Annotated in this window: 22 protein-coding genes and 1 pseudogene; 15 read left to right on the top strand and 8 right to left on the bottom strand. The window is 67.4% G+C overall.

Annotated features, from left to right (window positions below):
• The first annotated feature begins 263 nt into the window (after positions 1-263).
• The 6 genes from ON22_RS19235 (at position 264) to ON22_RS19210 (ending at position 8,105) form a co-directional block, all read left to right on the top strand.
• The gene (locus tag ON22_RS19235) at positions 264-872 is read left to right on the top strand and encodes a DUF8020 domain-containing protein (protein ID WP_033241159.1); all 609 of its coding nucleotides are present in this window, start codon (positions 264-266) and stop codon (positions 870-872) included.
• The gene (locus ON22_RS34760; protein WP_051157820.1) at positions 869-1,600 is read left to right on the top strand and encodes a hypothetical protein; all 732 of its coding nucleotides are present in this window, start codon (positions 869-871) and stop codon (positions 1,598-1,600) included. The genes ON22_RS19235 and ON22_RS34760 overlap by 4 nt, the downstream gene beginning before the upstream one ends.
• Before the next feature lie 504 nt (positions 1,601-2,104).
• Positions 2,105-3,763: an alkaline phosphatase D family protein gene (locus ON22_RS19225; RefSeq protein ID WP_033241160.1), complete on the top strand. Its 1,659-nt coding sequence runs from the start codon at positions 2,105-2,107 to the stop codon at positions 3,761-3,763.
• A 90-nt stretch (positions 3,764-3,853) separates the two neighbouring features.
• Positions 3,854-5,641: a GMC family oxidoreductase N-terminal domain-containing protein gene (locus ON22_RS19220; RefSeq protein WP_051157819.1), complete on the top strand. Its 1,788-nt coding sequence runs from the start codon at positions 3,854-3,856 to the stop codon at positions 5,639-5,641.
• Between the two features lie 708 nt (positions 5,642-6,349).
• Positions 6,350-7,621, top strand: coding sequence for an MFS transporter (locus ON22_RS19215; protein WP_081595697.1), 1,272 nt, complete (start codon positions 6,350-6,352; stop codon positions 7,619-7,621).
• A 22-nt stretch (positions 7,622-7,643) separates the two neighbouring features.
• Positions 7,644-8,105, top strand: coding sequence for a PaaI family thioesterase (locus ON22_RS19210; RefSeq protein WP_033241161.1), 462 nt, complete (start codon positions 7,644-7,646; stop codon positions 8,103-8,105).
• 64 nt (positions 8,106-8,169) lie between these two features.
• On the opposite strand, the gene ON22_RS19205 is transcribed toward ON22_RS19210, so the two are convergent.
• Complete coding sequence (locus ON22_RS19205) at positions 8,170-8,538, bottom strand: Rv1352/Rv1906c domain-containing protein (RefSeq protein WP_033241162.1); 369 nt, start codon at positions 8,536-8,538, stop codon at positions 8,170-8,172.
• Between the two features lie 235 nt (positions 8,539-8,773).
• Here ON22_RS19205 and ON22_RS19200 point away from each other — a divergent pair, with 235 nt between their 5' ends.
• Positions 8,774-9,814, top strand: coding sequence for a CobW family GTP-binding protein (locus ON22_RS19200; RefSeq protein ID WP_033241163.1), 1,041 nt, complete (start codon positions 8,774-8,776; stop codon positions 9,812-9,814).
• A gap of 5 nt (positions 9,815-9,819) precedes the next feature.
• Here the strand turns inward: ON22_RS19200 and ON22_RS19195 are convergent, their stop codons facing one another.
• The 3 genes from ON22_RS19195 to ON22_RS19185 are packed head-to-tail and all read right to left on the bottom strand — an operon-like array spanning position 9,820 to position 12,741.
• The gene (locus ON22_RS19195; protein WP_051157818.1) at positions 9,820-10,275 is read right to left on the bottom strand and encodes a molybdenum cofactor biosynthesis protein MoaE; all 456 of its coding nucleotides are present in this window, start codon (positions 10,273-10,275) and stop codon (positions 9,820-9,822) included.
• The gene (gene moaCB / locus ON22_RS35795; protein WP_051157831.1) at positions 10,268-11,521 is read right to left on the bottom strand and encodes a bifunctional molybdenum cofactor biosynthesis protein MoaC/MoaB; all 1,254 of its coding nucleotides are present in this window, start codon (positions 11,519-11,521) and stop codon (positions 10,268-10,270) included. The genes ON22_RS19195 and moaCB overlap by 8 nt, the downstream gene beginning before the upstream one ends.
• The gene (locus tag ON22_RS19185) at positions 11,518-12,741 is read right to left on the bottom strand and encodes a molybdopterin molybdotransferase MoeA (RefSeq protein ID WP_033241164.1); all 1,224 of its coding nucleotides are present in this window, start codon (positions 12,739-12,741) and stop codon (positions 11,518-11,520) included. The genes moaCB and ON22_RS19185 overlap by 4 nt, the downstream gene beginning before the upstream one ends.
• 154 nt (positions 12,742-12,895) lie before the next feature.
• On the opposite strand from ON22_RS19185, the gene moaA reads away from it, so the two are divergent.
• The gene (gene moaA, locus ON22_RS19180; protein WP_033241165.1) at positions 12,896-13,954 is read left to right on the top strand and encodes a GTP 3',8-cyclase MoaA; all 1,059 of its coding nucleotides are present in this window, start codon (positions 12,896-12,898) and stop codon (positions 13,952-13,954) included.
• Entirely contained in the window at positions 13,947-14,189 is a 243-nt protein-coding gene (locus ON22_RS19175) for a MoaD/ThiS family protein (RefSeq protein ID WP_033241166.1), read from the top strand. Before moaA ends, ON22_RS19175 begins: the two co-directional genes overlap by 8 nt.
• A 38-nt stretch (positions 14,190-14,227) precedes the next feature.
• Here the strand turns inward: ON22_RS19175 and ON22_RS19170 are convergent, their stop codons facing one another.
• Entirely contained in the window at positions 14,228-14,500 is a 273-nt protein-coding gene (locus ON22_RS19170) for a VOC family protein (protein WP_174375604.1), read from the bottom strand.
• Positions 14,501-14,672: 172 nt separating this feature from the next.
• Here ON22_RS19170 and ON22_RS19165 point away from each other — a divergent pair, with 172 nt between their 5' ends.
• Both ON22_RS19165 and ON22_RS19160 read left to right on the top strand, forming a co-directional pair.
• Positions 14,673-15,386: a YciI family protein gene (locus tag ON22_RS19165; RefSeq protein ID WP_033241167.1), complete on the top strand. Its 714-nt coding sequence runs from the start codon at positions 14,673-14,675 to the stop codon at positions 15,384-15,386.
• 286 nt (positions 15,387-15,672) lie between these two features.
• Positions 15,673-16,955: pseudogene (locus ON22_RS19160) on the top strand (RNA polymerase sigma factor).
• Positions 16,956-17,149: 194 nt separating this feature from the next.
• Here ON22_RS19160 and nadE read toward each other — a convergent pair.
• Complete coding sequence (gene nadE / locus ON22_RS19155) at positions 17,150-17,974, bottom strand: NAD(+) synthase (protein WP_033241168.1); 825 nt, start codon at positions 17,972-17,974, stop codon at positions 17,150-17,152.
• A gap of 11 nt (positions 17,975-17,985) precedes the next feature.
• Positions 17,986-18,705: a TetR/AcrR family transcriptional regulator gene (locus tag ON22_RS19150; RefSeq protein WP_373280876.1), complete on the bottom strand. Its 720-nt coding sequence runs from the start codon at positions 18,703-18,705 to the stop codon at positions 17,986-17,988.
• 93 nt (positions 18,706-18,798) lie between these two features.
• Here ON22_RS19150 and ON22_RS19145 point away from each other — a divergent pair, with 93 nt between their 5' ends.
• The 4 genes from ON22_RS19145 (at position 18,799) to nrdE (ending at position 22,947) form a co-directional block, all read left to right on the top strand.
• Positions 18,799-19,368 (top strand): NAD(P)H-dependent oxidoreductase, encoded by a 570-nt coding sequence (locus tag ON22_RS19145; RefSeq protein ID WP_033242115.1) that lies wholly within the window; start codon positions 18,799-18,801, stop codon positions 19,366-19,368.
• A 621-nt stretch (positions 19,369-19,989) separates the two neighbouring features.
• Complete coding sequence (locus ON22_RS19140; RefSeq protein WP_033242116.1) at positions 19,990-20,220, top strand: redoxin NrdH; 231 nt, start codon at positions 19,990-19,992, stop codon at positions 20,218-20,220.
• Between the two features lie 118 nt (positions 20,221-20,338).
• A complete protein-coding gene (nrdI, locus tag ON22_RS19135) occupies positions 20,339-20,791 on the top strand; it encodes a class Ib ribonucleoside-diphosphate reductase assembly flavoprotein NrdI (protein ID WP_033241169.1) in 453 nt (150 codons plus the stop codon).
• Positions 20,788-22,947, top strand: a complete 2,160-nt coding sequence (gene nrdE / locus ON22_RS19130; protein ID WP_033241170.1) for a class 1b ribonucleoside-diphosphate reductase subunit alpha — start codon at positions 20,788-20,790, stop codon at positions 22,945-22,947. The genes nrdI and nrdE overlap by 4 nt, the downstream gene beginning before the upstream one ends.
• A 320-nt stretch (positions 22,948-23,267) precedes the next feature.
• Here nrdE and ON22_RS19125 read toward each other — a convergent pair whose 3' ends face one another.
• Entirely contained in the window at positions 23,268-23,750 is a 483-nt protein-coding gene (locus ON22_RS19125) for a MarR family winged helix-turn-helix transcriptional regulator (protein WP_231507895.1), read from the bottom strand.
• Positions 23,751-23,791: the final 41 nt, after the last annotated feature.

Here is a 23,791-nt window from a genome sequence, read left to right as displayed (position 1 = left end):
CGACGCGTGATTGCCAGGTGAATGCTGGTGGGCCGTTCGGTCGTTCGTTTCAGATATTGCCGAGAGGTATAACCGTTGCGTCGGGCGAGGTTCGCGGAATTCCGCCGCCGATTACCCGTTATTGCGTAGCAATTTAAAGGATGAAAATTCCTTTGAATTCTGGGTATGCACCTCGAGTCCGAATATCGGTATGGTCCTGTGCGCGAACTGAAATCGCAGCCGCCCGGTTCCGGGACGGTCTACGTGAGAAGGAATTGAACGTAATGAAGTTCGGCACTTTCGCCGCCACCGCACTTCTGTCCGTCGCCGCCGTCGGTATTTCGGCCGCGACCGTGCACGCCGAACCGGCGGCTCCGGCCCCGAAGCTCGAGAGCGAGGGCGTCGACCAGGGAATCGCCTACGAGACCAGCGTCGACCAGAAGACGCAGACCATCACCACCGAGGTCGAGAACGGCCGGTTCGAACTCACCCCCGACGGCGCCACCGCCGTACTGAAAGCGGTCAGCGGCGCCGTCGTGGCCGAGGTGCCGCTGACCTACGAGATCTCCGGCAGCGATATGGCCGTCGCGCACGAAATCAGTGGCGACGGCACCTCTCTCGAACTCACCCCGACCGTCACCGCCGAGAACATCGGCGAGATGCGGCCGGTGAGCTCGATGGCCCGGCTCACCTCCGAACTGGAGAAGAACGTCGCCGGCGTTGCGGCCGGCGCGGTGCTGGGCGGTCTGCTCGGCGCGCTCGTGGGCCTCGGCTTCCTCAGCATCATCACCGGGCCGATCGGAATGCTCGTTGGCGGTGTGGCCGGCGGTTACGTCATGGGTGGGCAGTCGTTCGGTGACGCCGTGGCGGCCGTCCTGCGCGGCGAACCGTGACCGATCCGGCACCGAACGAGAACGACGGGCAGCCGCCGCTCTCGAAGCAGGACAAACGCGCACGGGTAGGCGCCACCGCAGCGGCGATCGCCATCGCCGCCGTGGTGACCTCGATCGTGCTGGGAATCGGGATCGCCGCCCTGCTGGCCACGGCCGGTGGTAGCGGTACGGAGGAGGCGACCGAGGATCTCGCCGCACCCACCCCGTCCGCCACCAGTGCGATCGCCGGGACGACCACGACACCCGCACCACCCGTGGTGCCGGTCGTGCCGCCCTCGGCCTCCACGCCGCCGACCACCACCCCGCCCGCCCTCGGCACCGCGGGACAGGTCAACAAAGAGGCGAAACAGGCGCCGCCGAAGGTCGAGGTGGCCGCCGGAGAATGCCTCAGCGGATTCGGTGAGAAGGAAGTCACCGAAGCGGCCTGCGGCAGTGCGGAATCCCGGTACAAGGTGTCCGCGGTGGGCCCGGCCGGTACGGCCTGCCCCGCCGACGGCGATACCACCCACACCATCGCCGACACCACCCTGTGCCTCGATATCGACTGGGTCGTCGGCAGCTGCGTGGACGTATCGGGTGATGAGCCCCAGCGCGCCGATTGCGGCCCCGGCGGGGTGCAGGTGATCAGCATCCTGCCGGATACCAACAGCGTGAACGCCTGCCCGTCGGCCGACAGCGGTTTCGTCTACGACCAGCGCCGCTTCGTGGTCTGCTTCGCCGACCTCTAGGCAGTATCGCGAAACGGACAGCGGTCGAGGGCGGGCGTGAGTCTGCCCTCGGCCCCCGTCGAGCTACCGGTCGACGGCAGGGATCCGGATTGCGGCCGCATTGCCGGGCCATGGACGCTACCGGAACCGTGCCGTCGACGGTGAGTTGGTCGGGCTCAGGTCACAGCACCGCCGGAATGCGTTGCTGATGCGGTCGTCCACGCTTCGAGCGGAAGGACAGGGCCGGCTGATAGTCCTCGGCGACTGGGGCGCGGCGAGCTCGCCGACGCAGGGGCCTCGGGACTCCGGCATCGGCGGCTACACCGTCGTGCACGGGTGTTTCAGCGGGGATCTTTCCGGATTCCCGGCGACGGCAGGCCGGCTCGGGAAGGCGGTCGGGCCGGCACCTTGCAGCCCCTGTCCGCGGGGCCTCAGCTCTTCGATCTGTGCGGTGCGGGCTCGGCTGCCCCGCCGGATACCGGGCCGTTGGGGCGGATCGGCCGGGGACAGGCAATAATTTGATCCATGCCCCTATCCCGTCGCAGGTTGCTGCATGCGGGGTCGGCCGGTGCCGTCGCAGTGCTGGCCGGTGCGGGTCTGGTGAGCAGCGCGCCGTTTCGGGCGCCGCGCCTGCTCGGCGACCCGTTCACGCTGGGAGTCGCTTCCGGTGAACCACTGCCCGACGGCGTGGTGCTGTGGACGCGCCTGGCGCCCGACCCCTTCGCCCCCGACGGGCTGGGCGGGACCGGGCTCGCACCGGTCACCGTCGAGTACGAGGTAGCCGAGGACGAGCAGTTCCGCCGGATCGCTGCCCGCGGGAGCGCGGTGGCCACCCGGGAACTCGGCCACAGTGTGCACCCCGAGGTGCGAGGTTTGGCGCCGGATCGCTGGTATTTCTACCGATTCCGTGCGGGTTCGGCGATTTCACCGGTCGGCCGCACCCGCACCGCGCCCGCGGCCGGAACGCGGACCGATCGGCTGCGGTTCGCGTTCGCGTCCTGTCAGCACTGGAGTTCCGGCTACTACACCGCCTACGAGCACCTGGGCGCCGAGGACCTGGATCTGGTGGTGCATCTCGGCGACTACATCTACGAAATGGAGTGGGCGCGCGGCCGGGCGGGGGTCACGATCCCGGAGACGTTACGCGACGAGGCCACCGACCTCACCGGATACCGGCTCCGTTACGCGCAGTACAAGGCCGAACCGGAACTGCGCGCGGCGCACGCCGCGTTCCCATGGGTCTGCACCTTCGACGATCACGAAATCGACAACAACTGGGCGGGTTTCGAACCCGGCGCCGGTATCGATATCCATCTGCTGCCCGCCCTGTTCCGGCGGCGGCGTGCGGCCGCATTCCAGGCGATGTACGAACATCTGCCGCTGCGCATCGAACAACTGCCGGCGGGCCCGTATGCCCGGATGCACCGCCGGTACACCTTCGGTGACCTGGCCGATCTCACCATGCTCGACACCCGCCAGTACCGTTCACCGCTGGTCTGTGGCGACGGTGCGAATCTCGTCGTCGACTGCGCCGATCGCTTCGACCCCGACCGTACGATCCTGGGCGCCGAACAGCGCGAATGGCTGATCGACGGTCTCACCCGCTCGCCGGCGCGCTGGCAGATACTGGGCAATCAGGTCGCCATGGCGCAATCCGACTACGACCCCGGCCCCGCCGTGGCGGTGGGGACCGATGCCTGGGACGGCTATGTCGCCGATCGCAACGCGGTGCTCGCCGCGGCCGCCGCCCGCGGCCGGGGTGATCTGGTGGTGCTCACGGGTGATCGGCACGAGAACTATGTGGTCGATATCCGCGGCGATTACCGGGATCCGGGGTCGCCGGTGGTCGCCACGGAATTCACCGGGACCTCGATCACCACCGGTCGTGACGGCGCCGATCTGACCCCGCGCGGCCGGACCCTGCTGGCCGCCAATCCCGATATGAAATTCTTCAACGGCCAGCGCGGCTATGTCCGGGTGGAGGTGGATCACCAGCTGTGGCGCAGCGATTTCCGGGTGGTGCCGTTCGTCCGGGAACCCGGCGCACCCGTTGTCACCCGAGCGAGTTTCGTGGTCGAACACGGCCGGCCCGGTGCCGAATCCGCCGGGGAACCCGCGCCGGCGACCATACCACCGCAAGTAGATATATCCGGCCACGAACCGGAAATCGATGCGGGCAGATGAGCCGCGTATAACCCGGAGTTGGCCGAAAAAGCCGATTTCCTGACCGCGGGTGTGTTCCCTCCGGGTGACCCAGGCCATAGTCTCGGAAGAATGTCCAGTTCCGCAACGAGTCCCGGCACCGACGCCGGGCCCGGCCAGACCTTCGACTACGACGTTCTCGTCATCGGCTCCGGATTCGGCGGCAGTGTGAGTGCCCTGCGGTTGACCGAGAAGGGCTACCGGGTCGGTGTCCTCGAGGCCGGGCGTCGCTTCGCCGACGACGAATTCGCGAAAACATCGTGGCGTGCCAGGCAGTACCTGTGGGCGCCCTTCCTGGGGTGTTTCGGTATCCAGCGGCTGGCGCTGTTGAAGGACACCCTGATCATGGCCGGTTCAGGGGTCGGCGGTGGTTCCCTCGTCTACGCGAACACGCTGTACGAGCCGCCGGAGAAATTCTTCCGGGACGGGCCGTGGGCCCATATCACCGACTGGAAGGACGAGCTCGGTCCTTACTACGACCAGGCCAAGCGCATGCTGGGCGTGACCACCAATCCCGCGACCACACCCACCGACCGGGTGCTGCGCGAGGTCGCCGAGGAGATGGGGGTCGCCGATACCTATCAGCGGACCCCGGTCGGCGTGTTCTTCGGCGGGCCCGGCTCCCGGCCCGGCGAGGAGGTCGAGGACCCGTTCTTCGGCGGGGCGGGCCCGGCGCGGCGCTCCTGCACCCACTGCGGTGAATGTATGACCGGCTGCCGCCACAATGCCAAGAACACTCTGGTGAAGAACTACCTGTACCTGGCCGAGCAGGCCGGTGCGGCGGTACATGCGTTGCGCACCGTCACCGATGTGAAACCGCTGCCCGGCGGCGGGTACGCGGTCAAGACCGTGGCCACGGGCCGCTGGATGCGCAAGAAGCGCACCACCTACACCGCCGAACAGGTGATCTTCTCGGCGGCGTCGCTGGGAACACAGCGTTTGCTGCACAAGTTGCGTGATGCCGGCTCGCTGCCCGATATCTCCGGCCGGCTCGGTTTCCTCTCGCGTACCAACTCCGAGGAGTTGCTCGCCATCCGCAGCCGGGTCGCGGACAACGATTTCACCAAGGGGGTGGCGATCACCTCGTCGATCCACCCCGACGCCGATACCCATGTCGAACCCGTGCGCTACGGCAAGGGCAGCAATGTGATCGCACTGCTGGGCAGCATCATGGTGAGCGAGGAGCCGGGCGTATCCAAGCGGCGGCTCTGGTTGCGGGAGATGTGGCGGCACCGTCGCGATATGCCGCATCTGCAGAATCCGCGGCACTGGTCGGAGCAGTCGATCGGCCTGCTGGTGATGCAGTCGGTGGACAATTCGATCACCACCTACACCAAACGCGGCCTGTTCAAACGCAAGATGACCACGCGACAGGGCGAAGGCGCCCCCAACCCGACCTGGATCCCCGCCGGGCACGAGGTGGGGCGGCGGGTCGCCGGCAAAATCGATGGCACCCCCGGCGGGCCGATCAGCAGCGTTTTCAATATCCCGATGACCGGCCATTTCATCGGTGGTTGCGTGATCGGCGACAACCCCGAAACCGGTGTGGTGGACCCCTACCAGCGGCTCTACGGATACCCGGGCCTGCACGTGATCGACGGTTCGACCATTTCCGCGAACCTCGGCGTGAATCCCTCGCTCACCATCACCGCGCAGTCCGAGCGGGCTGTCGCACTGTGGCCGAACAAGGGAGAGGCCGATCCGCGGCCGCCGCTGGGATCGCCGTACCGGCGGATCGCGCCGGTGGAACCGGTCGCGCCGGTGGTCCCCGCCGCGGCCCCCGCCGCCCTGCGCCTGCCGCTGGTGGAGGTGAAGCACAGCGAGCGCCCGGAGGTCGCCGCGGGAGAACAGGCTCACTGATCGACACTGGGGCGGCGAGAAGGCCCTCGCTGCCCAGTACGCCTGGAATCGGCCGCACGCCCTCGCCGTCCAGCCCCTGTGGGGCGGCCGCACACTCTCGCGACCCGGTACGCCGGGAGCGGGCCGTCTATCTCGCTGCTCGGTGCGCGGGAGTCGGCCATGGAACTGGCTGTTCAGTGCGCGGGAGTCGGCCGCACACTCGGCTGCTCGGTGCGCGGGAGTCGGCCGTGCGCCTAGCTGCCCAGCCCGCTGAGAGCCGGCAGCGCGCCCTCGCTGCCCAGTACGCCGGGAGCCGGGTCGTACTCTCTCGCCGTCCAGCACCCGGAGCCGACCGCGCACCCTTGCGGCCGGCTCTGTGCTCCATGTTCCCCGGTGCGTCGGCGGCCCATAGAGGGCAGGCGTGACCGCCTTCACATAAGCTGGGAAATAGCTGATCAAAGCCATCGGTCCGGTGGGCTCGGCGCTGGTCCGCGTTTACCCAGGGCAAATCCCGGGTAACGGTTTGAGGTCGATACTCGCCGGAACCCGGTCGCCGGCGGGCGCGACGTTATGGGTCGGCCGGGCCGACTTGGCCGCGCACGCCGGAGAGGACTGACCGTGACGGAGCAGCAGCCGGACACGCCACAACTGGAGAAGCATCCGGACGGGGCACATCTCGAGAAACCGCCGGAGACGCCCCATCTCAAGAGGTCGGTGGCGGCCTCTGCCATGGGTAATGCCACGGAATGGTTCGACTACGGCGTCTACGCCGCCACCGCCACCTATCTCACCGAGGCGTTCTTCCCCGGTGATCTCGGCACTCTGGGCACCATGCTCGGGTTCGCCGTCTCGTTCGTCCTGCGTCCGCTCGGCGGCATGGTGTGGGGTCCGCTCGGCGACCGGGTGGGTCGCAAGGTGGTCCTGGCCACCACCATCCTGTTGATGGCCGCCGCCACCGGCCTGATCGGTGTCCTGCCCACGCACGGCCAGGTCGGGGTGCTCGCGCCGATCCTGCTGATCCTGCTCCGAGTGGTGCAGGGTTTCTCGACCGGCGGTGAATACGGCGGCGCCGCGACCTATCTGGCGGAATGCGCCAGTGACAAGAAGCGCGGCTTCTTCGGCAGTTTCCTGGAGTTCGGCACGCTCGGCGGGTTCGTCGGGGGCTCGGCGGTCGTGCTGTTGTGCCAGTTGATCCTCGGTTCCGATGCGATGCACGACTGGGGCTGGCGTATCCCGTTCCTGATCGCGATCCCGCTGGGTGCCATCGGCTGGTATCTGCGGACCCGGCTCGACGAATCCCCGGTCTTCACCGAGGTGAACGAGAAGGAGCATCCCGAAAGCGGCCTGCGGATCCTGCTCACCACGTACTGGCGCGAGGTGCTGATCCTGTTCGGTCTCGTGGTGGCGTTGAACGTGGCGAACTACACGCTGCTCACCTACCAGCCGACCTACCTGCAGAACACCATCGGCCTCGGGGAATCCACCACCACCGCGATGATGTTGATCGGCCAGGTCATCATGATGCTGTGTGTGCCGTTCTTCGGTCGCCTCTCCGACCGGGTCGGCCGGCGGCCCATGTGGTTGTTCTCGCTGGTGGGTCTCGCGGTGCTCGCCGTGCCGATGTACTGGCTGATGGGTCAGGGCACCGGCTGGGCGATCGTCGGCTTCGTGGTGCTGGGCCTGCTGTATGTACCGCAGCTGTCGACCATCAGTGCGACCTTCCCCGCGATCTTCCCGACCCATGTCCGCTATGCGGGTTTCGCGCTCGGCTACAACGTGTCCACGGCCGCTTTCGGTGGTACCGCACCGCTGGTGAACGAGGCGGTGATCGAGGGCACCGGCTGGAGCCTGTTCCCCGCCCTCTACATGACGGGTGCCGCGCTCGTCGGCCTGGTCGCCTGGGCGTTCCTCAAGGAGACCGCGGGTACGTCGCTACGCGGCACCGAGGTACCGGACGCCGATCCGCACCATTCGGCCACGGAGAAACAGTCCGTCGCGTGACCCCGGAAGGGCTCGTCCTGCCATGAGCGATACCCGCAACCCGCCCGTCGCCGAGATCGTGAACTCGGCGTTGGAGCACACCATCCCGGTCGCCCACCGGATGGGTGTGCACGCCGAGGAGGTGCGGCCGGGTTATGCCGCGGCCACCGTGCCCGCCGAGGGCAACGGTAATCATTTCGGCGTCATGTACGCGGGGGTGCTGTTCACCGTGGGCGAGATCCTGGGCGGTGCCATCGCCGTGGCCAGTTTCGATACCGCGAAGTTCTATCCGCTGGTGAAGGATCTGCGGATCGCTTTCCGCCGGCCCGCGACCACGGCGGTGCGGGCGGAGGCGACGCTGACCGAAGCCGAGATCGAGCGGGTCAGCGCGGAGGCCGAGGCGAACGGTAAGGCCGATTTCACGCTGCGCGCGGTGCTCACCGATGTCGACGGCGTGGTCGTCGCCGAAACCGAGGGGTTGTATCAGCTGCGCGCGCACGCCTGATCTACCGCAGCACCCGGCGAGCCCGGTTCCCGCGACAGGGGACCGGGCTGCGTCGTCTCCGGGGTCAGAAACCGGCCGAACCCGTGGGGGCGGGCGGCACCATCCGCCACGGTCCGCAATTACGGGTGAGGAAACCGGCGTCGGACGGTTTCACGGTGACCCGGACGGGGCCCAGCTTCGTGTAGTTGTTCTCGATGATGTACTGCATATTCGTGTTGTCGCCCTCGATCCGCCACAGTCGCCGCCAATCGCAGCCCTGGGCCGGGTCGACGGGGCCGGGTGATTCCCACACGCCGGGTCGCATATCCACGCCGACCCGGTAGACGCCGTCGTTCGGGATGAAATCGGCGGGTTGGGCCGCCGCGCTACCGCTGCCCAGCATGATCGCCGCCGACAGCAGTGCCGCGGCGACCGGCAACGTAGGTGCACGCATCCGGTACTCCTCGGTAATTCTGTTCCGATAGGTATTCCGAGATTCCCCCCGATCTCCCCGGCACGTTTACCAGAATCCCCATACCGGTTTCGGAGATTGCGGAATTTTTTCCCATATTCCACGAAAGAAAGCCCGGTGAACGGGAAATGCGGACAACCGGAATTTGAAACATAATCAATTCTCCTCGCCGATGGCGGGCTGCCGGTGGCCGGCGCCGACTCAGTAAGGTGGTCGGGTGGCTGAGCGCATACCCGTGGTGATCGTGGCCGGATTCCTGGGCGCCGGGAAGACCACCCTGCTCAACGGTCTGCTGCACAACAACCGGGGCACCCGGATCGGTGTGGTGGTCAACGATTTCGGTGCCGTCAACATCGACGCGATGCTGGTGGCCGGGCAGGTCGACGCGATGGTTTCGGTGGGCAGCGGCTGCGTATGCTGCGCCGTGGACGTCGCCGAACTCGACGAACTCTTCACCCGGTTGACCGATCCCCGGGCCGGGATCGATGTGATCGTGGTGGAGGCCAGCGGGCTGGCCGAACCGCGCAATCTGGTGCGGATGGTGGTGGGCAGCGAGAACCCCCGCATCCGTTACGGCGGTCTACTCGAAGTGGTCGATGCTGCCGAATTCGCGACCACCCGCGACCGGCATCCGGAACTGACGAGCCATCTGCGGCTGGCGGATCTCGTGGTACTCAACAAGGTCGATCGGCTCGGCGAAGGCGTTGTCGCACGATTGCGGTCGGAGATCACGACGATCACCGACGGGGCTCCGGTGTACGCCACCACCCGCGGCCGTATCGACCCCGGCCTTCTGTTCGACCCCCGCAACCGCGACACCCCGCGGATAGGCGAACAACTGAGCCTGGACGAACTGCTGCACGACCACGACGACGCGGACACCGACGGCGAGCACCGCCATCTGCACGACGACTACACCAGCACGGTGTTCACCTCCGCCACCGGACTGCATCCGCGCCGGCTCATCGAATTCCTGGAGAACCCGCCACCGGGTGTATTCCGCGCCAAGGGTTTCGCCTCGTTCGCGGTCCCGGGCACCGGCCGGTACGTGGTGCACCTGGTGGGCCGGGCGATCAGCATGGAACCTGCCCGTCGCTCCCGCACCGGCGATACCGAACTGGTGCTGATCGGCACCGGATTGGATACCGACGCGATACACGAGCGGTTACGCCGAACCGTGCATGCGGGCCCGGAACCGCTCGAGGAACAGGACATGCTCGGCGTCTGGCGTTACGTGCCCGCGGAAAGTACCGTCTGAACCGGTCAACCGCAGGCGTTCACCCATTCCGACATACCGTCGGCGAACATCTGCCGTTTCCAGATCGGCACCTCGTGCTTGATCCGGTCCACCAGCGCCGAACATGCCGCGAACGCGTCGGCGCGATGCGGCGCCGCCACCGCCGTGACGATGGCCAGATCACCCACCGCCAGATCCCCGACCCGATGCACCGCCGCCACCGGCAGGCCCGTGGATTCCGCTATCGCGGCGCAGCATTCGCGCAGGAACCGGGCCGCCTGCGGATGCGCCGAATACTCCAGCGCCGATACCGCCTGTCCGCCGTCGTGATCGCGGACCAAGCCGGTGAACACGACGACCGCGCCGAAACTCGGCCCCCGGACCGCGGCGTCCACGACGGCGGGATCCAGCGGCCCGTCGCTGATTTCGGCGAGCCGGACCGCGCCGGTCCCGCCCGGTAGCTGTGCAGATTCTTCAGGCATGAGCGCTCTCGTTTCCCCTCTCGGCCCGCGGTGCCCCCTGGCCGCCCTCGTGTGCCCCGCCGCCCGCCACCTGCGCCAGCAGATGCCCCAACAGCGGTTCGAGCACCGCGATACCGTCTTTCACACCACCCGGTGAGCCGGGCAGATTCACCACCACCGACCGTCCGGCCAGCCCCGCGACACCCCGGCTCAACGCCGCGAGCGGGAATTTCGCGGTACCCCGCTGCCGGATGGCCTCGGCCACCCCGGGCAGTTCCCGGTCGAGTACTGCCGCTGTCGCTTCCGGTGTCCGGTCGGACGGCGCGGCGCCGGTTCCCCCGGTGGTCACCACCAGATCCGGCGCGGTCCGCAGCGCCTCGGTCAGCCCGTCGGCGATATCGGCGTCCGCGTAGACCAGCGGATCCCCCGCGGAATACCCGAGCCCCCGCAACCACGACACCAGATGCGGTCCGGTGGTATCGGTCCGCGTCCCCGCCGCCGCCCCGGTGGACGCGACCACGACGACGGCTGTGCCGGTCGTTTCGCCGCCGGACGGGCGTGCGGGAGTGTCCCCGGGGGCAGGTGTCCCACCGTTCGAATCGGAAGTGGCGGTGCCGACGTCGTCCGGTATGGCTGCGCGGACCTCGTCGTCCGGCGCGAATACATCGGAGTTGCCGCCCTCCGCGTGCGCACCGGCGCCGCTGTCCGGAGTGGATGCAGGTGAGCTGACAGCCTGGGCGGTGTCGCCACCGAACGCGGCGGATGTACCAGGCTGCACTCCGGTGGCCGTGGGAGCGTCGGGGCGGGTCCACTGGCCCCGTTTACCGCCCTCCTTGGTGAGCAGCCGGACACCGTTCAGCACGGCCGCCGGATCCACCGCCTTCACCATGTCGTGCAGGGTGAGCCCCGCGACCGCGACCGCTGTCAGGGCCTCCATCTCCACCCCGGTCGGGCCGGTGGTCTTTGCCGACGCCTCGATCGTGATCGCGGAGTCGGTGAAACCGAATTCCACCTTGACCGAGGAGAGCGCGAGCTGATGGCACAGCGGAATCAGTTCGGAGGTTTTCTTCGCCGCCGCGATACCGGCCAGCCGGGCGGTGGCCAGCACATCGGCCTTCGGCATATCGTCGGCACGGACCAGCGCGACCACCTCCGGGGTGGTGTGCAGTTCTCCGCCGGCCACGGCGATCCGGGTGGTGTCGGCCTTCGCACTCACATCCACCATCCGGGCCCGCCCCGCGGAATCCACATGCGACAACTCGCTCATATCGTCCACACTCGCACAGTCGTTCCGGCCGCGAGTTCGGTAACCGCCGCCGGGATATCGATCAGCACATCGGCCGCCGCCATACTCGCCACCAGATGCGATCCAGGCCCGGAAACCACTTCCACCGCACGCGGCTGCGAACCCTTCCACACCAGTTTGCCGCGCAGGAACTGCCGCCGCCCCTCCGGCGAACGGCGGACCGCGCCCAGCAGCGGAAGTTCGTACTCCGGCACCGGCTCCAGCCCCGCCAGCCGGCGCAGGATCGGGCGGGCCAGCACCTCGAACGACACCACCGCGCTCACCGGGTTTCCCGGAAAGCTGAGCACGGGGACGCCGTCCACCACGGTCAGCCCCTGCGGTCCGCCGGGCTGCATGGCCACCGGACCGAATTCGCCGCCCAGCGGGATCAGCACCTCCCGTACCACTTCGAAATCGCCCTTGGAGACACCGCCGGTGGTGATCACCAGATCGGCCGTCGAGGCGGCGGTGCGGAGCAGATGCCGGAACTGTCCGGGGTCGTCACCGCTGTGCCGGATCGCGACGACCTCGACACCGTTGGCAGTGAGTGCCGCGGCCAGCGCGATACCGTTCGAGTTGTAGATCTGCCCGGGTCGTAGCGGGTTGCCCGGTGCGACCAGTTCGTCGCCGGTGCTGATGACGACCGCCCGCACGGGTGCGAAAACCGGCAGCTGTGCCAGTCCGGCCGCGGCACATGCCGCGATATGCCGGGGCGCGAGGGTTGTCCCGGCGGTGACCAGTTCGGCGCCCGCGCGTATATCGCTACCCGGTTCGCGGACGAATTCGCCGGCTGACCGCCCGCGTTCGATCCGGACGGTGTCGGCGCCGGCGGTCGTATCCTCCACCGGAACCACACAGTCCGCGCCCGGCGGTAGCGGTGCGCCGGTCATCACTTTGCGCGCCGTACCGGGGGCGAGTGGCTGCAGGCCCGCGTCGCCTGCGGCCACGACACCGGTGAGCGGCAGATCGACGGGTGGTGCGACCACATCCTGGGCTCGCACCGCGTAGCCGTCCATCGCCGAATTCCGGAACACCGGCAGATCGATCGGCGCATGCATATCCGCGGCCAGTTGCCGGCCGAGCGCTTCGGCCACCGGCACGGTATCGACCGGCCGGGCAGCGAGTGGGCGCAACAGTTGTTCGATGGTGTCGCGGTAGTCGTCCGCCGACCGGACCGGGGGACTGGCGGGCCGAGAGATCATGCGCTCAGAGTAATGGCGGCGGCCGGGCGGGCGTCGCCGTATCGCCCGCTGTCCGCTGCCGCACGCCACGCCCGCGCGGCCGGTGGGCCGGGCATTATGCAGCGATCCGGCGGAGGAGGGGTGCGTGTAGCGGCCTGGCGTCCATAATGGTGGGGTGACGCTGGTCGAGATGGGGATACCCACTGTGCGGTCCGGGCGCCCCTCGCTGGAAGGGCGTCCGGAAACACCGCTGCTGGTGGACCGCTTCGGCCGCACCGCGCGTGACCTGCGGGTATCCATTACCGAGAAATGTTCGCTGCGCTGTACCTACTGCATGCCCGAAGAGGGGCTGCCCGCCATCCCGCCGGAAGAGTTGCTCACCGCGGGCGAGATCGTCCGGCTGGTCACCCTCGCGGTGCGTGAGCTGGGAATCCACGAGGTCCGTTTCACCGGCGGCGAACCGCTGATGCGGCGTGATCTGGAGGAGATCGTGGCCGGCTGCCATACCGCCGCCCCGGAAATCCCCCTGGCGATGACCTCGAACGGGATCGGTTTGCGCCATCGCGCGGCCGGGCTGGCCGAAGCCGGCCTGAGCCGGGTCAATATCTCCCTGGACACCGTCGACCGCGCCGGTTTCGCCCGGCTCACCCGCCGCGACCGGCTGGAATCGGCGCTGTCCGGGATCCGGGCCGCGGGCGCCGCCGGATTGGCGCCGGTGAAGGTGAACGCGGTACTCATGCGGGAAACCCTCGACGGTGCCCCCGACCTGCTGCGCTGGTGTCTCGACGAGGGCTGTGAGCTGCGGTTCATCGAGGAGATGCCGCTGGATGCCGACCACGAATGGGCGCGCGCGAATATGGTCACCGCCGCGGAACTACTCGATGTGCTCGGCACTCGATACCGGCTCAGCGCCGCCGGCCGCGAAGACCCGTCCGCCCCCGCCGAAACCTGGCTGGTCGACGGGGGCCCCGCGACCGTCGGCATCATAGCCTCGGTCACCCGCAAATTCTGCGATACCTGCGATCGCACCCGCCTCACCGCCGACGGTATGCTCCGATCCTGCCTGTTCAGTGATCAGGAGTTCGATTTGCGCGGCGTACTGCGCGCGGGCGCGAGCGATGAGGAGCTGGCGCGGCTGTGGCGCGGCGCGATGTGGCAGAAATGGGCGGGTCACGGTATCGATGCCGCGGACTTCGTCCCACCGGAACGCACGATGGGAGCAATAGGTGGTTGAGGTCCGCTATTTCGCCGCCATCGCCGACGCGGTCGGCAAAGATGCCGAAAGCCTGGACCTGCCGCCCGGCGCCACCGTCGCCGATCTGCGCACCCGCCTGGCCGCCACCTACGGCCCGGACCTCGACAAGATGCTCGCCGTCTGCGCGTACCTCATCGGCGACGAACTGACCCGCGACACGACCGTCGCACTCCCCCCTCGCGTCGACGTCCTGCCGCCGTTCGCCGGCGGTTAGCGTTCCGCGCGTTCACAACGGGACCCCGCGGCTGCCGGTCACCGGGCGCTGATGTTGAACATCCAGGTGATCCCGAACCGGTCGACGACCGAACCCGCCTCGTCACCCCAGACCTGCCTCTCCAGCGGCAGGGTGACAGTGCCGCCTTCGGACAGCCGCTGAAAAGAAGCGCGCAGTTCGCTACCGTCGTCGCCGCTCAGGAAGAGCGCGACGTTGTTCCCGGGCCGATACGTCGGATGGTTCGGCCTGTCGTGCGGAAAGTCCCACGCCATCAGCGTGTAACCGGCAGGAGTGTCGAGGCGGGAGTGCATCACCTTATCGGCGTCGGGTGCGAGGCCTTCAGCCGGGACCGAACACAACGGCGCAGAGCAGGCAGCTGGTCTTTCGGCGGAAATTCTCCGATCCCGTCGAGAACTCACCTGCCCGCTCGTCGTATTGGTGAGAGGGGTATCGGGCTCCTCACCGACGCGGAAGGATGACGATATGTACTACCTGGCTTTGCTTACCGGGAAAGAGGACGAAGCCGTGGCGCAACCGGGCACGGCGGAGTTCGATGCGGAGGTCGAACAGTATGCGGCGTTCGATGCCCGGGTCGCCGACGTCATCGCCGGCGGGGCTGCGCTGTATCCGTCGGCGGACGCCGTCACCATCCGGCGGGGCGGCACGGACACCTTGGTCACCGACGGTCCGTTCGCCGAGCACGCCGAAGTCGTCGGCGGATTCTATGTATTCGATGTACCCGACCTGGACGCCGCGACCGATCTCGTCCGGCAGCTACCGGCGGTGGCGACAGGATCGGTCGAGCTCCGTCCGCTGGTCCAGTGGCTGCCGCATGACGAACCGGGACCGGACTGGTGGATGGCACTGCTGTGGGAGCAGGCGGATTCGACGCTTACGCCGGGTACGCCGGAGTGGGACAGCGCAGTCGCCGAGCACGAGCGGTTCGGTGAGCGGGTCGGAGCGGTGGTGCGCGGCGCTGGTGCGCTGCAACCGCCGTCCACCGCCACCACCGTGCGCGGCGCTGACGGGCCACCGCTGCTCACGGACGGGCCGTTCACCGAAACTGCGGAGGTGGTGGCCGGTCTCTACCTGTTCACCGCCCCCGATCGCGGCGCCGCGACCGAAATCGCCGCGAAAATCCCGATCGGTCCCGGCGGCGGCACGGAGGTCCGGCAGGTGGTGAACCTCGGGGTATGAACGGACCACCTCGCGGAGCGCGGTCATCGACCTCTCGCGTAGCTGTCGGACGATGCTGCGCCGCGGGGCGAGGCGGCCGGGAAGCGGTAGCGGAGCGCCACCAGGCGGTGGCTCCGCTGCTGCCGGGTGGGCAGAGCAGCACTGCCCGCGGTAGTGGATGTGAACGCGATTGCCGAACCCGGCCCCGACGGCCTCGAAATCGACGCCGCCTGGGCGTTCGCCCGGCCCGGAGGGGGATCGCTGAGCGTGACCAGGCAGGACTCCGCTCATATCGGAGGGACGGCGGATGAGCGCAGCGCGGGCGGCGGATCTCGGTGGCGTGTACCGTGCCGAGTTCGGCCGCGCGGTGGCCACCCTCGCTCGGTTCACCGGTGATATCGATCTGGCCGAGGACGCGGTACAGGAGGCGTTCGCGATCGCGTTGCGTACCTGGGACCGCGACGGTGTCCCGGCGAATCCGGGCGCCTGGATTACCACGACCGCCCGCTGGCGCGCCCTGGACCGGCTGCGCCGGGAGTCCGCGCGCCACGGGAAGGAACACGAGGCCGTCCTGGTGGCACCGAGCCCCGCGGAGACGGAGATGAGCGAATTGCCCGACGATCAGCTGCGGATGATCTTCACCTGCTGTCATCCCGCACTCGCTCCGGAATCCCGGGTGGCGTTGACGCTGCGATTGGTATGCGGTCTGCGGACCGCCGAGATCGCCCGGGCCTTCTTGCAATCGGAGTCGACCGTGGCGCAGCGGATCAGCCGCGCGAAGGCCAAGATCCGGCACGCGGGGATCCCCTTGCGGGTCCCGCCTGCGCATCTGCTGCCGGAACGGGCGCCGACGGTGCTCGCGGTGGTATATCTGCTGTTCACCGAGGGCTACTTCGCGACAGCCGGCCCCGAGGCCGTGCGTGACGAACTGTGTGACGAGGCGCTACGGGTCGGCCGCCTGCTGTGCGCGCTGTTACCGGCCGAGGAGCGGGCCGTGCGGGCGGAGGCGCACGGCCTGCTCGCCCTCATGCTGCTCACCGACAGCCGCCGTTCGCAGCGCCGGAATGGGGACGGCGAATTGATCCCGCTGGAGGATCAAGACCGTGGCCGGTGGGATCGCCAGACGATCCGGGCCGGGCTGAACTGCCTGCTGATCGCGGCCGAGGGGGCGGTCCGTACCTGGCGCAGGCCCGGATCGCGGCGGCGCACGCGATCGCGCCGACCTGGGCGGCCACCGACTGGAATGCGATCGTCGCGGCCTATGACGAACTACTCGGCTACACGCCCTCACCCGCGGTACGGGTGAATCGAGCGGTCGCGGTGGGCTTCCGCGACGGTCCGGCGGCGGGCCTGCAGGCGCTGGAGCAGGTCACGGACGACAGCCGCGTGGCCGGCGGACAACCGATCGCGGCCGTACGCGCCGACCTGTACCGCCGGGCCGGGCGCTTCACCGAGGCAGCACAGAACTACCGGATCGCGCTGGCGGCCGCCGGAAACGATGCCGCACACGGGTATCTGCGCCGCCGACTGGCCGAGGTCGAGGGCAGTTGCCGGGCCGAGGGGGCGGATCCATCGGCACCGGTCGCGTAAACAGCCAGCGCTGGCTCGGCCTGCTCGCGCAGCCGGACCTCGCGCGGCGCTAGGGTATGCCCGTGGTGCAGAGCGCGGCAGCCGATGTCGACACCTACCTGGCCGAACTCTCCGACGACAGGCGGGCCCACGCGACCGTGCTGCGCGCCGTCGCCGCCGATCCCGGCGGCCGGGCGTGCTGAGCGGGCCTCGGGTCAGCGCCACCAGTCGTCGAGCGGCGTGACCGGCACCGTCCGCTTGTGCCGGGTGTTGCGAAAGAGCGATTCGATCCGCTCGGCCACCTCGGCCGTCACGTCCCTGCCCTCGAGGTAATCGTCGATTTCGCTGTAGCGCAGGCCGAGTGCTTCCTCGTCGGGTAGTGCCGGGCGGTCGTCCTCGAGGTCGGCGGTCGGTACCTTCGACCACAGTCGCGACGGTGCGCCCAGTTCCTGGAGCAGGGCGGCGCCCTGGCGTTTGGTCAGTCCGGTGAGCGGGGTGAGATCCACGCCGCCGTCACCGTATTTCGTGAAGAACCCGGTGACCGCTTCGGCGGCGTGATCGGTGCCGATCACCAGCAGGTTCTCCTGGCCGGCGATGGCGTATTGGATCACCATCCGTTCTCGCGCTTTGATGTTGCCGCGTACGAAATCGCGTAATTTGCCGACCTTCAGTGCCGAAGCCACCTCGGCTGCCACCGCGTTGGCGCCGGGCCGGACGTTGACCACCACGGATTCATCGGGCGCGACGAAGGTCATGGCGACCCGGGCATCGGACTCGTCGGCCTGCACACCGTAGGGCAGGCGTACGGCGACGAAACGCGCGTCGGCGCCGTCGGCGCGCAGTTCCTCGGCGGCCAGCTGGCACAGCCGTCCGGCGAGTGCGCTGTCCTGACCACCGCTGATACCCAGTACGAAACCTTTTGCGGGCGTGGAGCGCAGGTAATCCTTCAGGAAATCGACGCGGCGCCGCACCTCGTCCTTGGGTTCGATACTCGGCTGTACACCCAGCTCGGCGATGATCTGATCACGCACGTTTCCCATGCCGGACCACTCTACTGCGCCGCCGGTCCGGCGACCCGGCGAACCATGGCTTCCCAGTTGCTCGCGATCTGTTCGCGGGTGTAGCCGAGGGTGCGCAGCTGGTGCAGGACGAGTCCGGCGGCCAGGACACCCAGTAGCGCATCGGCCAGCAGGCCGCTGTCGCCGGGCGTGTCCGCCTCGCGGAGCAGCATCGCCACATGGGTTTTCAGCACCCGGTAGGGCTGGCTCGTGTAGTGCCGTTCCGGGGACCCCAGTTCGGCCGCCCGGTGGAGTTCGCCCTCGACTTCGATATCGAGCAGTCGGGCACGCCCGAAGGCGATGAGCCGGTCCACCGGCGGGGCACCGGGCCCCAGTGGCGGCGGGCCGAAGATGAACGCTTCCTGGGCCAGAGTTTCGGAGTGGTCGAGGAGTGCGTACATGAGGCCGGTGCGGCTGCCGAAGCGGCGGAACACGGTGCCTTTGCCGACACCGGCGCGTTTGGCCAGGGCGTCCATGGTGAGCGCGTCCACGCCGTGTTCGCGCACGAGTTCGCGGGCGGCGTCGAGCAGCCGGCGCCGGTTGCGGGCGGCGTCGGCGCGTTCGGCGGGTTCGGTGGTGCCTGGTAGTTGTGGGCCGATCCGGTGGGCCGGCCGGATCGGCACGGTATGCAGTTCGTCCGCCGGGTACGGCCGGGGCGTTTCGCCGGGGCGCGGGTCGTCCGCCGGGCCCGGGCAGGGTGTGTCGTAGTTCACGGCGGGGGAGAGGCCTCCGGGGAATGTAGCGGACCATGGTCCGGTTGATCTGGGCAGTGCGATCATCACACAACTAGTACCGCAGGAGTGAATATGAGCCAGACCCGTATCGTCGTCCTCTTCGGCAGCCTTCGCAGCGCCTCCTTCAGTAAGCAGGTCGCCGAAGCCTCGGTCGGCACCGCGCCGGAGGGCGTCGACGTCTCCGTGTACGAGGGTATCGGCGATATCCCGTTCTACAACGAGGATATCGATGTACCGGGTTCGGTTCCGGCCGCCGCCGAGGCGCTGCGTGACGCGGTGGGTGCGAGCGACGGCCTGCTGGTGATCACCCCGGAATACAACGGAACGCTGCCCGCCGTTCTGAAGAACGCGATCGATTGGCTGTCGCGGCCCTACGGCGCGGGCGCGATCAAGGAGAAGCCGGTCGCGATCCTGAGCGGTTCCATCAGCCCGAATGCCGCCAAGTGGGCGCACGGCGACGCGGTCAAGTCGGTGGGTGTCGCCGGCGGCAAGATCGTCGACGAGGCGCATCTGCACTTCGCGACGTGGGGTGAACGTTTCGGTGCGAACCATCCGCGTGAGGATGCCGAGACCGTGCGCGAATTGGGTGAGGCGCTGCGCGCGCTGGTCAATGCGGCGAGTGGGGAACTCGTCGACGCCTGATCACAAGAGTGCGCCGGGCCAGGCGTGCGTGATCGCATGTGGCTCGTGCTCACGGGTCATGGGAGCGGGTCATCCGGCTCTGCAACAGGCCGCCCTGTCGACGACGGGGCGGCCTGCTGCTGTGTGGAGTACTGGGGCGTCGTCTCTACGGCTGTTCCGGCCGGGTCGTGAGAGTCTGCTGGGGTTGCGGCGACTGGTGTGACAGGCGGTGCTGTTGCGTTTGCTGAAAAGGAACTGGACCACGGTGATTGTGATCTGGACCACGGTGAAATCGGCGTGTCGCAACGCTGTCCTGCGGCTTACAGCTGTGAAATCACATCGTTGTGACTCGCAACATCTCGTGTTGTTTCGGAATGTCGGCCACTAGGTGTAGTGTCATCGGTACCCGAAGGCGGCGGTGTGAAGAACCCGCCGACAGCGGGTGGAACCGGCCCGGACGTGGTATTTCAGGGCTGGTCCTCGGAGTTTGCGCAGGATCATCAGATCGTGCCGGCACCGCGCCCCGCAGACGGAACACAACCGGCTGTGGATCAGTCACGCGGAGGGCTCGATCCGGAGGCGGCGGTCCGTCACGACGAGACCGCGAGACACCGCACATTGGCACAGGAGAGAGGGACTCGAATGATCACCGTGTACACCAAGCCCGCTTGCGTCCAGTGCAATGCCACCTACAAGGCTCTCGACAAGGCCGGGGTGGATTACGAGGTCATCGATATCTCCGAGAACGCCGATGCCCGCGACTATGTGATGGCTCTCGGCTACCTGCAGGCCCCCGTCGTCGTCTCCGGTGACGAGCACTGGTCCGGGTTCCGGCCCGACCGCATCAAGGCGCTGGCCACTGTTGCCGCCTGAGCGCGTCAGGCCCGGAGGCGGCAGCGCAGTGTAACCACGCAGGGCCCGCGCTCAGGCGTAATAGGCACAGCGTAGCTGAACCGCGCACCCGATTCGGCCGGGAAACAGGGGAGGTGAAATGTCCGAATCGCATACTTTGGTGTACTTCTCCAGCGCTTCGGAGAACACTCACCGATTCGTCGAGAAGCTGGATGTCCCGGCCCTCCGGATCCCCCTGCACACCAGCGCCGAAACGCTGCACGTCGACGAACCCTACGTGCTGATCGTCCCCACCTACGGGGGCGGTCGGCACGTCTTGGGTTCGGCTCGCTCCGATAAGGAATTCGTACCGCGCCAGGTCGCCAAGTTCCTCAACGATCGGCACAACCGCGCCCTGTTGCGCGGGGTGATCGCCGCCGGGAACACGAACTTCGGCGACACCTTCTGCTTCGCAGGTGATGTGATCTCGCGTAAATGCGGGGTGCCCTACCTGTACCGCTTCGAACTCATGGGAACCGCTGAGGACGTGGCCCGCGTCCGAGAGGGATTGGGATTGTTTTGGCAGCAACAACGACAGCACCAGCAGGTATGACGGCCCGGCTGGAGCAGCCCCCGCAACGCGAAAGCGTTCCCGGTGAGGTCATGGACTACCACGCCCTCAACGCGATGCTGAACCTGTACGGGCCGAACGGCGAGATCCAGTTCGACAAGGATCGCGAGGCCGCCAACCAGTACTTCCTGCAGCACGTCAACCAGAACACCGTCTTCTTCCACAACCTCGACGAGAAGCTCGACTACCTCGTCGAGGAGAACTACTACGAGCCCGAGGTCCTCGAGCAGTACAGCCGGGCGTTCGTGAAGAAGCTGTTCCAGCAGGCCTACGACAAGAAGTTCCGGTTCCCGACCTTCCTCGGCGCGTTCAAGTACTACACCTCCTACACCCTCAAAACCTTCGACGGGAAGCGTTACCTCGAACGTTTCGAGGACCGGGTGTGCATGGTCGCGCTCACGCTGGCCGCCGGTGACGAGGTGCTGGCGCGGCAGTTGGTCGAGGAGATCATCGACGGCCGCTTCCAGCCGGCCACTCCGACGTTCCTCAATTCGGGTAAGAAGCAGCGCGGCGAACCGGTGTCCTGCTTCCTGCTGCGGATCGAAGACAATATGGAGTCCATCGGGCGTTCCATCAACTCGGCGCTGCAGCTGTCCAAGCGCGGCGGGGGAGTTGCGTTGCTGCTCAGCAATATTCGTGAGCACGGGGCGCCGATCAAGAAGATCGAGAACCAGTCCTCGGGCGTCATCCCGATCATGAAGCTGCTCGAGGATTCGTTCTCCTATGCCAATCAGCTCGGGGCCCGGCAGGGTGCGGGTGCGGTGTACCTGCACGCCCACCACCCCGATATCTACCGGTTCCTCGACACCAAACGGGAGAACGCGGACGAGAAGATCCGCATCAAAACCCTCTCCCTGGGTGTGGTGATCCCCGATATCACCTTCGAACTGGCGAAGAAGAACGAGGACATGTACCTGTTCTCGCCCTATGACGTGGAGCGGATCTACGGTAAGCCGTTCGCCGATATCGACGTCACCGAGAAGTACTACGAGATGGTCGACGACAAGCGGATCCGCAAGTCGAAGATCAAGGCGCGCGAGTTCTTCCAGACCATCGCCGAGCTGCAGTTCGAATCCGGCTACCCCTACATCATGTTCGAGGATACGGTGAACCGGGCCAACCCGATCGCCGGCAAGATCACCCATTCGAACCTGTGCTCGGAGATCCTGCAGGTCTCCACCCCTTCGGTGTACAACGACGATCTCACCTACGCCGAGGTGGGCAAGGACATCTCCTGCAACCTGGGGTCGCTGAACATCGCGAAGAGTATGGACTCTCCCGATTTCGCGCAGACCATCGAGACCGCGATCCGGGCGCTCACCGCGGTCTCCGATCAGACGCATATCTACTCGGTGCCCTCCATCGAACAGGGCAACAACTCCTCGCACGCCATCGGCCTGGGGCAGATGAACCTGCACGGCTTCCTGGCGCGGGAACATATCCACTACGGGTCCGAGGAGGGCCTGGATTTCACCAACATCTACTTCTACACCGTGGTCTACCACGCCCTTCGTGCCTCGAATCTGCTTGCGCAGGAACGTGGTACGCACTTCGGCGGGTTCCCGGAGTCGAAGTACGCCAGTGGTGAATACTTCGACAAGTACACCGATCAGGTGTGGGAGCCGAAAACCGATCGGGTCGCGCAATTGTTCGCCGACGCCGAGATCCACATCCCCACCCAGGACGATTGGCGGCAGCTGAAGGCCGCGGTCATGGAACACGGGATCTACAACCAGAACCTGCAGGCGGTCCCGCCGACCGGCTCGATCTCCTACATCAACCACTCCACCAGCTCCATCCACCCGGTGGCGTCGAAGATCGAGATCCGCAAGGAAGGCAAGATCGGCCGCGTCTACTATCCGGCCCCGTATATGACCAACGACAACCTGGACTACTACCAGGACGCGTACGAGATCGGCTACGAGAAGATCATCGACACCTATGCCGCTGCCACCCAGCATGTGGACCAGGGCCTGTCGCTGACACTGTTCTTCAAGGACACTGCCACCACCCGCGATCTGAACCGCGCCCAGATCTATGCCTGGCGCAAGGGCATCAAAACCCTCTACTACATCCGCCTCCGGCAGATGGCGCTGGAAGGTACCGAGGTCGAGGGTTGCGTGAGCTGCATGCTCTGACGGTGGGGCTTTCGTAACCGGGCGCGGGCAGGCATCGAAAGCCGGCCCGCGTCAGGTTTTTCCGGGGAGCGTGGTGTGGTTCCGGCCGGTGTGGACGGTGCCGGAACCTGCTCACGTTCTCGAGGGGGAGGCTCATTCGGCGGAGAGCGTATCGACTGCATCGACGAAGAGGCAGTACAGGAAAGTGCCCACGCTCACGTGACAGTTGGTGGGCGTGATGAATATGTCCTGTGTCGGTCGGGGCGGCAGACAGGAAAATTAGGGTCCTGTGCGGCCTGTCCAGCCGCGGCGCGGTGTCTGCCCTGGCTCGGGGCCGCAGATCATTCGCCCAGCCACTGAGTCGCATCGAGCCGGAAAGCGTTCGATGCGGCAACGGTGCGCAGCCCGTCCTCCATCGCACGTAGCTGTTGCTCGCCCAGCGTCTCGGCCCACTGTTCGCGGAGCCGGTCGAAGATCGCGGCCGAATGGGCGAGCGCGTCGTATCCGTGCGCGGTGAGGCGAACGAGCCGGCGGCGGGCGTCGGCGGGGTCGGCGCCGCGTTCCGCGTAACCGAGGGCGATGAGGCGGTCGACGGTTTTGCCCGCGGCCTGTTTGGAGATGCCGAGCCGGCGGCCGATATCGCTCGCGGTTGCTCCGTCGGGTCCGATCGCCTGCATCGCGAAGCCGTGGGCCGGCCGCGCATGAGGGTGGCCGCGGCGTGCGAGTTCGTCGTGTAGTTCGTCGATGAGTGTGCGGAATCCTGCCAGGAGCAGTAGTGGGAGTTCGTAGCCTGCCCGGAGGTGGTCCATGTCTTTCCTGGTCATCGCACAGCCTTGGCTATATCGACAACCTGGTTTACCATCAT

The organism is Nocardia carnea NBRC 14403 (assembly GCF_000308515.1).
In the GTDB taxonomy this organism is placed as follows: domain Bacteria; phylum Actinomycetota; class Actinomycetes; order Mycobacteriales; family Mycobacteriaceae; genus Nocardia; species Nocardia carnea.
Note: the sequence above shows the minus strand (reverse complement) of the source record. Positions and strands in the feature narration are given on the sequence as shown.